The sequence below is a fragment of the Paenibacillus cucumis (ex Kampfer et al. 2016) genome (assembly GCF_019748695.1).
GTDB lineage: Bacteria > Bacillota > Bacilli > Paenibacillales > Paenibacillaceae > Paenibacillus > Paenibacillus polysaccharolyticus.
Map to the genome: position 1 here is coordinate 15,413 of NZ_JACLIC010000046.1, position 12,279 is coordinate 27,691.

The window sequence follows — 12,279 nt, forward strand, 5'->3', positions numbered from 1 at the left end:
TTCCATAGCTTAAACCAAAAATAAAAGACCCAAACCTCCGGTTTCAAACGAAAGGTTTCGGTCTTCAAGTGTTAGAACTGATACGATTCGAAACGCATAGCATTGGTGATGGCGTTCCATACATCCGCAGTTTCGCCGCCCATATACCAGTAAGCCAGTCCTGCAATGTTTCGCTCACCACTCATCCGAACTTTGGCAGACAAGGAGCGACTCTCTTCCGCCCAGATGGCTCGTGCCACCGATTTAGACGTGTAGTTAATCATATACTGCTTCAGCTGTGTATCCCAGTTTCTTAGCGAACCTGATGCTGATGCCCGCACTCCTTGCTCTCCCAGTGTAATGTCCCAGGAAGCTGCTGCAGGATTCACGGTGGACCAATCCCGCGTATATAGTGGAAGCGCCAAAATAGTCTTGGTACGTGGTACCTCGGAGAGCATCTTTGTCAGTGCTCGATCCACCCATGGAAGCGAAGCGACCGAACCGGGCTTGGGGTCACCGTTCCAATGCTCTTCATAACTCATAAGTACCATATAATCTGAGATCGCCCCCAGCTTGACGTAGTCAAAGGCTGCCGTCCAATCTGAACCGAGATTGGGAGATACATCAACCGATACCACAGCGCCAAGTGTGTGCAAGGATTTCGTTAACGAAGTCACAAACGCGGTAAAGCCTTCGCGATCGACAGGATCTACATTTTCAAAATCCACATTAATACCGCCGAGTTTATATTTTTTCACATAAGCACTCACTTGATTGACAACTGCTTCCCGGTTCGCTGAGCTCGACAGCATCTGATGTGTCATCTCCTTATTGGAACGGTTACCCAGCATCGGCCACAGCGCTCTGCCCGAAGCAGATGCCCAAGAGATCAATGTGGCATTGGCGTGATCCGAAACGTTCATATCTTTATTCAGGAAAAACCAACGCGGAACGACCGTGTTCACAGGCGACTGGTCGACTTGTCTTATAAATTCTGCTGTCGATGAATTATACTGCCATCCCAGTTGAATCCCATGATCCTGCTTCCGCTGAATTTGCGTGGCCCATGTGTTGTTTTGCAAGATCGAATCCAGCATCACTGCTGCCTCTTCCCGTGTGACTTGGTCAGCCGGCCGGAACATGCCGCTACTTCCGCGCATTAATCCAAGTTGATGCACCTTCTGTACATATGGAAGAGCCCAGCTTGAGATGTCCGCTGCGTCTGCATATGTAATGTACATACTATCGCTTGCCACAGGGCGCTGTTTCAGCATACGAACAAGCAAAGCAGCTGCCTCTTCCCGTGTAATGGAAGCGTTCGGCTGAAACTGGTTCTGGCCTTTACCCTCAAGAATCGATAGATTAGTCATCGCAGCTACGTTACCGTAATACCAAGCTTTCGCCGAAATATCTGCAAAAGGTTTAATGTTGTTTGAAACTGGCTCTAGTCCGAGCAATCGAACCGCAAATGATGCAAATTCAGCGCGTGTGACCGCTTTTTTCGGTTCAAACGTGTGCTCCGTTGTTCCTGCTACAATCCCTTTTTGTACCAGTCGCGCAATGGCTTCTTTTGCGAAGCTTTTGCTTGTATCCTGAAAGGTCGGCTGCCCACTCCCCGCCCCGTTAACGATACTTCCAATTCCAATCACTGAACCGAATAAAATGACGCCGCTTAATACGATCTTCCATACGGGATGAAAGGTTCGAGAAGCTCTATTATCATTTACTATTTTCACATTAAAAAGCCTCACTTCAATAGATTACGATCTTCATTATCGTATCAAATTGAAGCGAAGCCGTATGTGGTTAAATATTGGTAATGTTCAAGAATTACTTGTGTACTTTGACGCGCTCTTCCTTACTTGTGTACTTTGACACGCTCTTCAATCGGTTGGAACTCTTTCTCGCCTGGGGTTGCGGTTGGTTTACCAAACGGCATCTGAGCGATCAGTCTCCAGTGCTCTGGAATATTCCATTCTTGCTTCACTTTTTCATCAATCAGTGGATTGTAGTGTTGCAGAGATGCTCCCAGTCCTTCTTGCTCCAATGCAGTCCAGATGACCAGTTGCAACATACCGTTCGATTGGTTAGACCAGATCGGGAAGTTGTCTGCGTACGCAGCAAAGTTTTGTTGAAGCTGCGCTACCACATTGTTGTCTTCGAAAAACAGAACCGTACCGTAGCCACTACGGAAACCTGCCATTTTCTCAGCTGTGGATTGGAATGCCTCTTCGTTGCCCACAACTTCACGCAAAATTTCTTCCGTGTGATTCCATAGTTTATCATGCTGTTCACCAAGCAATACGACTGCCCGGGAAGTCTGTGAGTTAAATGCAGTTGGTGTATACTTTACCGCTTCTTCGACGATTTCCTGAATTTTAGCATCCGAGATTGTGGATTCCTTACTGATTCCATAATAAGATCTTCTGTTCTTCAACGCATCAAAAAAAGTAGACATTCATATACGCCTCCTAAGTCATTTGTAGTTCATTGCCAATAAGGTAACTATAATATAGTAACATACATTAGTCAATAAACTATTTTATTTTCATTATATTATTTAATCCCTCTTACGATAGTCTGCCCGGTATTTCTCTTCTGTAGCCGAATTACTTTTCGTCTGATCCTTATTCTTCTCTTCCTGCGCTTCCATGTTCAAATCTTGCATTGGAATGGGATCAACCGTTTGTTCTTGCTCGTATCGATCCAACATGCTTTCATGTTCAGTCTTATGTTGCTCCGGGTGGTCTGGCATCTTATCTCGTTTGCCATTTTCCCGTTGTTGCGCCGGTGTTTGCTTCTCCATTCACTTTTCGCCTCCTGTAATCGTCTTTTTCTCGTTACCTTTCTTTACCTGTTCGTTTGGCATTCTAAACATCTGCGTTACGTGAAGGGTGCTGACTCCTGCTCGCTATTTGCTCATTGGTATAAAAATAAAGCTAAAGAAGCCGACCACGATGAATCTGCGGTTCGGCTTCTACATAGCAACCATTTATTCCTCGTTTACGCTAACAGCGCTAAACTTCGTTTCAACATCCCTATCGACCCTACAGCTGCCGAGGCAGCTGACTTCGATACAGATCAGGCGAACAGCCCACGCTTTGTTTAAAAATTCGGCTAAAATGAGACAGCCTTTTAAAACCAGACAGTCGACTGGCCTCCGTCACACTCATCTCGGGCTGAAACTGGAATAGCAGTTTCGCCTGATTAATACGCCGGTCATATAAGTACTTAAATATGGTCAGTCCCGTCATCTCCTTGAACATACCTGCCAAATAGGGCTTGGACAGATGTAGTTCCTGAGCGAGATCATCCAGACCGATGTCATGCATGTAATTCGTATCCACGTATCGGATGATATGCTGGACATGTCTTTCTTTTTCCGATGAAGAACGCTGTTCCTGCACATGTCCCTGACAGATCTCTGCTACACAATATAACAGATCACAGACCCGGATATGCATACGCTCCTGTCTGAATCTGGATGAGTGAGAAGATAACTGGTGCAGATCATGTAGCAGTGCTTCGAATTCGGCGCGAACCTCACCGGTCAGGTTCACCCGGCAATTGCCCAGCTCATCGAACGGCTTCAGCACTTCATGGATGCGCTCGGGATGCAGGCTTTTACGAATGGCAGAAGGGTCGAAATGAAGCGTTGTGCGAACGTAAGGTTTACCAACTTTGGGATGCGGCCGATGCAAAGTCAGTCCATGCATTAACACCAAGTCCCCCGGCTCCAGTGCATATACCCGATCTCCAATAATATAAGTGCATTCCCCTTCATGAAAATAATAAATCTCATAGTGTGGATGCGAATGAAATCCGTCCGAATTACCCGGGTCAAACTGACTGGTGGCTCTATAGGTATACGCCAGTGGGGAATTAAACTGCATCATGCTTGGCACATCATCACCTCCTGTGCAAAAAAAGAAAGCGGGATACAACGTTATGCTTGGTTGCCCCGCTAATGTTCATCTAAATTTTATAACAACTCTCGGATACTTGCTTTGATCTCGTCCATGGAATCCACCGGCTCGAAGCGCCGAACGACTTGACCTTCTGCATCAATCAGGAATTTGGTAAAATTCCATTTGATCGCATCGCCGTGCAGCCACTCTGGTGCTTTGTCTGCCACCATCAGCTTGAGCAGTTTGGCCTGAATGTCGCTTTCATCAAAGCCGGCAAACGGACCTGACTTTTTCAAAAAGTCGTACAACGGATGCGCTTCCTCTCCATTCACATCCAGTTTCGCAAACATCGGGAATTTCACCCCGTAGTTGATCTGACAGAAAGACTCGGCTTCTGTACTGCTACCTGGCTCCTGCTCCGCAAACTGATTACATGGGAAGCCAATGACCTGCAATCCCTGATCCTTGTACTCATCATATAACTTCTGGATATCATCGAATTGATGCGTATATTTACATTTGCTTGCCGTGTTCACAATCAGTACAGGCTTTCCTTCATATTGAAAGAGCGGAAAACGCTCTCCACTCGTTCTCGTCACAGTGAAATCATAGATCGTTGGCATAAGTCGAAGTGCACCTCGCAATAGTATGTAGTTACTTGTTTTGTAGAGTCATCTTTCATTATATACGAAGTCAGTCATGACGAATACTAAGATTGCAAAGCCACATAAACATCGATCTCGTTATTGACACTATCCGGCTGGTAGCGTTCATCCCAGATTTCAAAATCATAACACTCAGGTGTGTATCCAGCATCTTCTAACCACTGTCCATAGATGTAGTCATATGTATCACCTATGTCGGATTCTAGTCCTCTGTGCGTACATGTAACGTATGAACGAGCTGGCACATGATGAATAATCATTCCAGGCGGCGTGCCCTCCGTCTCGTTTACTTCATAGCATAATACATGTGCGAATGGATCTACTTTGGCATTAAAATCCTCATAGGACGGATACAGCTGCATTAAGAGAACCTGGTCGTTTTTCCGATGCTTGATCTGATCCCTCTTCTCTATTAACTTATCATAAAGATTCTGTCGTAATCCTGCCTCAAACTCTTCCACCGTAGCTTCAATGCGATACCCTGCAACATGAAATGCAGCCAATGTAACGATCTTCGTTTCCATCTTTTTCTCCCCCAATGAAAAAATAGAATACAAACCGTTTTAACGTTGCATTTACCCGAAAAAGTTACGACAAAAACTATGTCCACTCTTGCCAATGTTGCTCCAGAAAAATCACTTCTCTCTCGTAGTGAGCCAGATGACCTTCTTCAACCATTTTCACAAAGGCTAAGTCTCCTGCTAATGCACGATCCTCTAAAGTTTTGCACATAAAGCGAATACGTGACACGACCCAATCTTTCAGATCAGGTGGAACATGTGAACCGTAAGCTTTCATAAACAATTCAATGCGTTTTTTCCGAACGTTTGCGTGCATTTCTCTATCATATGAGGCAACCGATTTCCCTTGCTCTTCAAGCTTGGGCGAAAAATTCGCAAGAGGTACACACGTATATAAAGTATAGGCAATATCCCACATACGCGGCCCCGGGCATGCCAGATCAAAATCAATAATGCCCTGCGGCAAACCTTGTCTGAACACGATGTTGTATAAAGCAAAGTCGTTATGGCAGACCACTTCGGAATTCTCTGAATTTGTATCAACTGATTTATGTGAGTGTTCATCTCTACCTATGCCTGGATAAAGGTTAACAGGCTGTTCCACCGTGGTGAAATTTACGGTTGCATCGTGATAGGCTCTTAATAAATGGGCAACGGAAATCAGTGATTCGTCTGACCACATGTAACTTTCGATCTCCGGATAATCATTACCCGGGACGTCTCCGTCAAGGTAAGAGAGTATTTCCCTGCCCTTCTCATCCATGCCCAGATACTTCGGTGCCTGATGGAAGCCTTCTTTTTCCAGATGCGAGAGCAGTTCGTGTACATAACGATTTGCGTTAATACTCGGGTCACTACCCCGGCGAACCGTATCTCCAACGCGCACAACTTCATTCACGTTACCACCTGTTAACTTCTCCTCCGGTTGTTCAGACAACTTGCATCCTCCTCTATTTGTAATTCTCTGGCCGCTCCTGCTGACGTTTATTTTTGTTTTTGTACGTTCCTGGGAAACCGGCAACCAGCAATACAAACCCAACAAAAAACATGAAATATACGAGTAGTCCTGTGGGTACATCTACCTTCTGCGTAACTTCTCGCAAACCTTGCTCCGATCCGCTTCCCGACTCAACCAATGCTGCTGATAATCGGATAGACATTCGTTCAAGTGTGGATATGAACACACTCGCAACCATTAACACGACACCCAGAATCTTGTTCATCTGATTCAAAATATAACCCCCTTCTTATTCAAAACAAATCTCACTGTACACTCCGGTCAAAAAGGTCTTTAGCGTTTGAGCCAGTACATAGTGGTTGGGCAGGTCTTTAGTAATGACGCCTCCGATATTACCTGCCTCGCCTTGGGTTAAGCACGTTAGTTGAAGCTCATTCGAATTCCCATATATGTATGAGAGCAAGTATTCCAGTGGCTGTTCTTGATATATTCGAATTTTGGTACCTGCCCAGATCGGCTCCTGATCCTGAATCTCCTCCATTGGAATCCATACCTCTGTTGTCAAAACAACAACCTCCTTCAATACACTTCACCTCAATTATAATCCATGTTCTTCCATTAAGGAATTTCTATAACTTTTTAAACGAGGTATGCAGTAGTTTTTATCCCGGAGTTTTCACCAATGCTTCTACGAATGAAGCTATACCTAGTTTCATAAGGTCGTGTTTCCCTGTATATCAAATAGCACCGTCATCTCTGACGGCGCCGTGTATACTCTTTTACTATTCTTTGATGACTCTCAACCAGTGGTTCTTACGTAGCTAAAATGTGATGCAATTCCATATGACTTTCGAGAAAAGTAGCACGTTCGACATGGTACAAATCATATATGGACTGCTTCGCATTAATGGAATGCGTGACCTCTGGATACAGGTCATTGGAGAGGTTAACGTAAGGTAGTTTCTCCACCGCTTTGCGGGAACGAACATTTTGTTTGCGTATTTTCATAAAAACCGTCTGTATATCTTGTTCAAGAAACAATTCTGTCAAAAACGCGGACTTGGCTCTTTGACTGTATCCTTGTCCGAAATAAGGAGCACCAATCCAAGTTGCCAGAAATCCAGTCTGGTTGACAATCTGATACAGATCAATAGTGCCAATTGCGGTGCCTGTTTCATTCAAAATCGTACGCGTTATAACACTTCCCTGTTCTTCTTCTGCGATCAACTGCCTCGTTAAAAACATAAATTCCTCTTGCGACTGACATGCATAACGAACATAAGGGGAAACTGCGGGATCCATCATCAAGCTGTACAGAGATTGACATTCATGCATCTCACGCTTCTTCAACATTCTGTCTACCACCCAATCCTTCAAGTTCGCTAGATCAAAGCAAAATTAAGTATAACCATGATTGTGTGGCATTTAATGAATTCTACTTGCGGCTTGTGTAAAAATTCATGAGAAATTACGAGTGAACTCGCATCACCTTTTTTGAGAAAACATACTAAAGCGGCATGTCCCTGGTTATAAGAAACATGCCGCCCCATTCTTGCTTCTGACAACATCAATTATTGCATGCCTTGCATGATTGCATTAATGATATTTTGCTGTGTTACCGTATTGTTAAACCGGTTGAACAGCGCAAATCCATGCTGGCCGTTGAACCCGTTGTCCCAATAAACCGGAACCATTTTATATTTTTTCGCCTTGGCAGTCACGGCTTTGGCATAAACCGCACGATAGGTACTGTTGCTGGAATCATAAGAAGATTTATCGATGGAACCGAACTCACCCATAACGACTGGATAACCTTGAGTCACAAATTTATCGTACATAGATTTGAACTGAGATTCCAAGTAATCCTCTTGCCCCCATGTCGATCTTTTGGAAGGATTCGTCGCGGTAGCTCCCCATTGCGTAATGTTTCCATTTTCTTCACCAGCAAAATCCCATGGCGAGTAATAGTGTGCCGAGATCATGATTCGCTTCTGAGAGCTTGGAATGGCGGAAGATCTGAAATTATCACTTGGAACGACAAAACCATAATTGCCCACAGTGTAGTCTATGTTTGTGTTCCAGCCTGGAACAAGCAGCCATCTTGCATTGTTGTTGCCACCTGTTTTGCGAACGGTATCCACAAAGATCTGATTGTACGCATTCAAGTTACCATAATAAGACGTATTCGGATTGTTGTAATTTCCGTCAAACACCTCATTCATAGATTCAAAAATCAGACGTTCGTTATAATTACTGAACTTGTTGGCAACTTGTTGCCACACCTTTTGATACTTTTCACGAATAACGTTCTGATTGCCACTGTTCACATGTAACCACGAGCCCGGAATCGAGTGGAACCCGTCTCCATGCATATTGATGACTACGTATAAACCTTCGTTATACGCATAGTCCACCACTTGCTGTATACGATTAAGCCAAGATGCATTCACTGTATAATTGGGAGCGCTTCCAATATAATTCAGATAAGAAACCGGAATACGAATCGTTTTGAAACCTGCCGCTTTTACCTTTTTGATCAGCTCAGGTGTGATCGTTGGATTGCCCCATGACGTTTCATTCGGGGTCCCGTTCACGGTAGCTTCCAGCTGATTACCCAGATTCCAACCTGCCCCCATCTCCGCCGTAATCTGCGCAGCGGTTAACGATCTCATATCAGCGGCCGATGCTTTAGAGCCCCATCCCGCAAACGCCGCTGTGGCCATAAAAAGCAGTGCCAAACTGGCTATGCCAAATTTTTTAAACGTTTTCGTCATAACGGTACCTCCGCTTATTTTATTTTGGAACAAGCAGTGCAGTTATTCTAGTGATTCATCTAGATGTTTAAAAAATGGATTGATTGAAGAAATACGAAAATATATTCCTCCCTTCTCTATGAATAGAGTGGTGAGCGAAAAAACGGTTCGCACCAACATAATAACACAATTATGGTAAATAAAGTTCATTCTCTTGTCCTTTTTGACAGGTTTTTACACTTTTCAATCCTATTTGAAATGTTCAATCAGCCAAGCCAGGAATTGTTCCTTCTCCTCTACTTCAAAGGATAAATCCAATGAACATCCTCTTTCCGTAACTCATCCTGAAATATGTAATTGTGATCCGCACCAACAATGCAGAGAATTCGCTTACCTGCGTACTCCTTCATCGCATTTTTCACTCGCTGGATCATAATTTGGTTACGAACCTGCCAGCGCATATTTTGCGACTTGGGGCTAACCTTACTTAACCATTCATATTTCATTCTAGTAATTTGATCGAATTCATTCGAATTAAACGGAATGTTACCATACGTGCTAGTTTCCATTTGCTTTATAAACCAGGCATCATCCTGCTGCTCTAGTTTCTTACGTTCTTCGGCTCCATACCCGATAAACGGATCAAAGTCATGCCACACATCGAGTTCAAACCAATCAATAGGAACAAAAATTATGCGATGTTCTTGACACAATGGAAAAATCAATTCCCAATATTCACTGGCTGGTTCTCCCCAGTATCCCTTGTCCTGTGGATCATTCATGTACTTCTGCCAGCTCTGCGGGTGCACTTCACCACAAATCACGTCTGGTTTAAATTCGTGAATGATCCGCTTGTATAGAGACAGCGAACAGTTGTACCGATCTCTAAGTTCCGCGTTATGAATGGTTCCTAACAAACCAATCGTAGTCATCTGTCAAGCTCCTTTACCATATGAATATCTTTGGGCTCTTTGGTGTACAGTTCTTTGTCCACCTCTCCTGTCATTTCACTACCCTGGCTTTGATAAAAAGAAACCGCCGATCTCGTTTCTGTTGACGAGATGTACAAGGACCGCGCTCCACGCCTTCTTGCCTCTTCACTTAAAAAAGCAAGAATGCGTGTCCCAATTCCCTGCCGTCTGTACGCTCTGGAGACATACATGAGATCGAGCTGCAACTGATTCTGCTCTTTCCCCCTAAATTGATGGGCAAGTACACCAAAGCCTACTAATCTCGTACCATCAAAAGCCCCATAAGCCATCCCCCCTTGCTGCAATTCATAAATATAGCGATCCTGCATCTCTTCCAGTTGTTCCTGACCCCAATTCGCGCACTCATGATCTTGTTTGTGCTCAACTAAGCCCTGTTCACCGGCCTCATAGATCAGGTCGATATATTCAGAACGATCAATTTCATATAACTGTTTTACATGATCCTGGTTCAAGATTTGGTATGTAATCATTCTTTTTGTCTCCTTTTTATTGGTCCCGTAAATCTCCCTACTTTGTATCTCGATTAGCGAGATACTCGTCCTTTGTTAATCCGAACATGATAAAATCCATATGTTTTCCATGAATATAAACAACCTGACGACGAATCCCCTCTTGCACACAACCTAATTTCTGCATCATTCTAGCCGAACCTTCGTTACCTTCCAGCACATAATCGTTGAACTTGTGAAGTCTGCGCTCCAAAAAAGCGTAACCAAGCAAAATATTCATCGCGCTTGTACCATATCCCTGACCACGATAAGGTTGATCGATGGCTATGCCGATACTGAACGTTCCGTTTCGCTCATCAATGCTATTCAGATTAATGCCACCGATGGTGTGCCCCTCCAGGTTCTCGATGGTAAACATAATACGACCATTGGTTGATGAGAATGCTACGTTCTGATCTATAAATCGTTTAGCTCCAGCAATCGTCGGCGGAAGTTCAACAGCACATTCAAGCAAAATGCGCGCGGGAGAGTCAAAACCACCGGTGTAACAACTCTCCCAATCCTCTTCTTCAAAAGCACTCAGCCTTACTTTGTCATCTTGCCAGTAATACTGGCTGTAATCGATTGTTCTCAAAAGAATACCTCCCTTTAAATGTCTTGTCGATCTGAAAGCCGAACGGTTAATTACTACACTTCAATAGAAAATACGGCAACTTGTTTCCCTATGATGTCGACATCCTTCTCATGAGTCATGCCATTCTTTTCCGCGACCCGCATCGAGCCTGCATTTCCGTGTTGGATCAAGGAAATCAAACGGTTCTCTCCTTGTTGCAAACCGTACTCCTTCCAGGCTTTAGCTTGCTCATACCCGTAGCCTTGTCTCCAATAGGGCTCTCGCACCCAATAACCGACTTCCAGCTCATCGGTTCCATCAATCACTTGCGGTATCAATCCAGACGTTCCAACAAGCTGCTGATCTTCTTTGTTAAAGGCAAGCAAAAGTCCTTTGCCTGCCTTGTTCCATTGAATAAACTTCTCTAGTGTCTGCATCGTTTCTTCTTTTGTCCATGGATTTCCGTGGCGAATGTATTTCATCACATTTGGTTCACTTGTCATCATATATAAATGTTCGAAATCATTATTAGTATATTCACGAAATATAAGCCTTTCTGTCTCCATCCTATACACCACTCCTCGCTTTAACATCTCCATTTGGTCTTCTATAGTTTAAAACGGCAACCTTCAAACGTTAGATCGTTTTGGATCAAATTAACTGTTGATGCGATAGCCTCTTTTTGATGTTCAGATAAGCTCGCTTCATCTCCGTTCCAATCTTTCAACCACCAGAAGAATGAACTTATATTTCGGTACTCCATAAATAAAGGAATCCGAGCGATCCATTCCTGACTTATTGGCTGTTGTCGCACATACCCTTCCAGAAAAGCGGTCAGAAACGTCTTAGCGAATTCATCCTTCGTTCCCCACTTCGGATCATGCGCCCCCCACCATACCTCATGTGCAGCCGCGATCCCAATATCCAGAGCATACCAGCCGCGTATGGCATCATCAAAATCAAAGACATTAAGCTCACCCTGATCAATCAAAAAATTATAAGGATGGAAATCATAAAGAATTAGGCCATAACCCTCGGCCTCTCTGGGCAAATCCGTCAGTTGTTGCTCCAATGCTCGAAGCTTCCCTAGGAGCAAGGCATAGTCACCTGTATGCAGATGTGGATTCTCCAGTTCCAGTGGCGCCCAGTCCGCTCTGACTAACCTCGGATCTTCGGGTTGATAGCTTTGTGTTAAATGGTGTAACCTGCCCATCACGCTCCCCCATCGAGTAAATAAATCTGTATCCCATACACTCCAGTCATTATCAAAAAAATATCCGGTCGCTCCTTCAAATACCGCGGCAACATAACATTTCTCTTGATCACGGCATACAGTAGTCAGCTTGCCTTCTACTGTAAGAATGGGTAATGATGCACGAACCCCCTTGGATACCAGATAGCGAACCCAGTGAACTTCTGCCTTTCTTCGGTATACATTCAA

At 44.1% G+C, this 12,279-nt stretch carries 16 protein-coding genes; all 16 read right to left on the reverse strand.

The window, feature by feature from the left end:
- Window positions 1-71 precede the first annotated feature (71 nt).
- Complete coding sequence (locus H7T88_RS25145; protein WP_312027656.1) at window positions 72-1,715, reverse strand: S-layer homology domain-containing protein; 1,644 nt, start codon at window positions 1,713-1,715, stop codon at window positions 72-74.
- Window positions 1,716-1,837: 122 nt separating this feature from the next.
- Window positions 1,838-2,437 carry a nitroreductase family protein gene (locus H7T88_RS25150; RefSeq protein WP_090920855.1) on the reverse strand — a complete coding sequence of 200 codons (600 nt, stop codon included), beginning with the start codon at window positions 2,435-2,437 and terminating at the stop codon, window positions 1,838-1,840.
- A 102-nt stretch (window positions 2,438-2,539) separates the two neighbouring features.
- On the reverse strand, window positions 2,540-2,785 hold the full coding sequence (locus H7T88_RS25155) for a YczO family protein (RefSeq protein WP_186811697.1): 246 nt from the start codon (window positions 2,783-2,785) through the stop codon (window positions 2,540-2,542).
- A 241-nt stretch (window positions 2,786-3,026) separates the two neighbouring features.
- Window positions 3,027-3,875: an AraC family transcriptional regulator gene (locus H7T88_RS25160; RefSeq protein ID WP_260511142.1), complete on the reverse strand. Its 849-nt coding sequence runs from the start codon at window positions 3,873-3,875 to the stop codon at window positions 3,027-3,029.
- A gap of 86 nt (window positions 3,876-3,961) precedes the next feature.
- Window positions 3,962-4,510: a glutathione peroxidase gene (locus H7T88_RS25165; RefSeq protein WP_154958848.1), complete on the reverse strand. Its 549-nt coding sequence runs from the start codon at window positions 4,508-4,510 to the stop codon at window positions 3,962-3,964.
- Window positions 4,511-4,596: 86 nt separating this feature from the next.
- On the reverse strand, window positions 4,597-5,076 hold the full coding sequence (locus tag H7T88_RS25170) for a GyrI-like domain-containing protein (RefSeq protein ID WP_090920863.1): 480 nt from the start codon (window positions 5,074-5,076) through the stop codon (window positions 4,597-4,599).
- A gap of 76 nt (window positions 5,077-5,152) precedes the next feature.
- Window positions 5,153-6,010: an aminoglycoside phosphotransferase family protein gene (locus tag H7T88_RS25175; protein ID WP_260511132.1), complete on the reverse strand. Its 858-nt coding sequence runs from the start codon at window positions 6,008-6,010 to the stop codon at window positions 5,153-5,155.
- Between the two features lie 13 nt (window positions 6,011-6,023).
- Complete coding sequence (locus H7T88_RS28900) at window positions 6,024-6,305, reverse strand: hypothetical protein (protein ID WP_260511133.1); 282 nt, start codon at window positions 6,303-6,305, stop codon at window positions 6,024-6,026.
- Window positions 6,306-6,320: 15 nt separating this feature from the next.
- On the reverse strand, window positions 6,321-6,596 hold the full coding sequence (locus H7T88_RS25180) for a hypothetical protein (protein ID WP_418792744.1): 276 nt from the start codon (window positions 6,594-6,596) through the stop codon (window positions 6,321-6,323).
- A gap of 248 nt (window positions 6,597-6,844) precedes the next feature.
- Window positions 6,845-7,384, reverse strand: coding sequence for a GNAT family N-acetyltransferase (locus H7T88_RS25185; protein WP_154958850.1), 540 nt, complete (start codon window positions 7,382-7,384; stop codon window positions 6,845-6,847).
- A gap of 218 nt (window positions 7,385-7,602) precedes the next feature.
- Window positions 7,603-8,805 (reverse strand): glycoside hydrolase family 5 protein, encoded by a 1,203-nt coding sequence (locus tag H7T88_RS25190; protein ID WP_154886250.1) that lies wholly within the window; start codon window positions 8,803-8,805, stop codon window positions 7,603-7,605.
- 275 nt (window positions 8,806-9,080) lie between these two features.
- Window positions 9,081-9,716 carry a hypothetical protein gene (locus tag H7T88_RS25195; protein ID WP_221790996.1) on the reverse strand — a complete coding sequence of 212 codons (636 nt, stop codon included), beginning with the start codon at window positions 9,714-9,716 and terminating at the stop codon, window positions 9,081-9,083.
- On the reverse strand, window positions 9,713-10,246 hold the full coding sequence (locus H7T88_RS25200; protein ID WP_221790998.1) for a GNAT family N-acetyltransferase: 534 nt from the start codon (window positions 10,244-10,246) through the stop codon (window positions 9,713-9,715). The genes H7T88_RS25195 and H7T88_RS25200 overlap by 4 nt, the downstream gene beginning before the upstream one ends.
- 37 nt (window positions 10,247-10,283) lie before the next feature.
- Window positions 10,284-10,859 carry a GNAT family N-acetyltransferase gene (locus H7T88_RS25205; RefSeq protein ID WP_221790999.1) on the reverse strand — a complete coding sequence of 192 codons (576 nt, stop codon included), beginning with the start codon at window positions 10,857-10,859 and terminating at the stop codon, window positions 10,284-10,286.
- 53 nt (window positions 10,860-10,912) lie between these two features.
- On the reverse strand, window positions 10,913-11,404 hold the full coding sequence (locus tag H7T88_RS25210) for a GNAT family N-acetyltransferase (protein WP_221791001.1): 492 nt from the start codon (window positions 11,402-11,404) through the stop codon (window positions 10,913-10,915).
- Between the two features lie 41 nt (window positions 11,405-11,445).
- Complete coding sequence (locus H7T88_RS25215) at window positions 11,446-12,279, reverse strand: phosphotransferase enzyme family protein (protein WP_221791003.1); 834 nt, start codon at window positions 12,277-12,279, stop codon at window positions 11,446-11,448.

Coding starts and splice junctions, on each gene's coding strand:
- H7T88_RS25150 (WP_090920855.1), bottom strand. CDS start 2,437: ATGTCTACTTTTTTTGATGCGTTGAAGAACAGAAGATCTTATTATGGA.
- H7T88_RS25155 (WP_186811697.1), bottom strand. CDS start 2,785: ATGGAGAAGCAAACACCGGCGCAACAACGGGAAAATGGCAAACGAGAT.
- H7T88_RS25160 (WP_260511142.1), bottom strand. CDS start 3,875: ATGATGCAGTTTAATTCCCCACTGGCGTATACCTATAGAGCCACCAGT.
- H7T88_RS25165 (WP_154958848.1), bottom strand. CDS start 4,510: ATGCCAACGATCTATGATTTCACTGTGACGAGAACGAGTGGAGAGCGT.
- H7T88_RS25170 (WP_090920863.1), bottom strand. CDS start 5,076: ATGGAAACGAAGATCGTTACATTGGCTGCATTTCATGTTGCAGGGTAT.
- H7T88_RS25185 (WP_154958850.1), bottom strand. CDS start 7,384: ATGTTGAAGAAGCGTGAGATGCATGAATGTCAATCTCTGTACAGCTTG.
- H7T88_RS25190 (WP_154886250.1), bottom strand. CDS start 8,805: ATGACGAAAACGTTTAAAAAATTTGGCATAGCCAGTTTGGCACTGCTT.
- H7T88_RS25195 (WP_221790996.1), bottom strand. CDS start 9,716: ATGACTACGATTGGTTTGTTAGGAACCATTCATAACGCGGAACTTAGA.
- H7T88_RS25200 (WP_221790998.1), bottom strand. CDS start 10,246: ATGATTACATACCAAATCTTGAACCAGGATCATGTAAAACAGTTATAT.
- H7T88_RS25210 (WP_221791001.1), bottom strand. CDS start 11,404: ATGGAGACAGAAAGGCTTATATTTCGTGAATATACTAATAATGATTTC.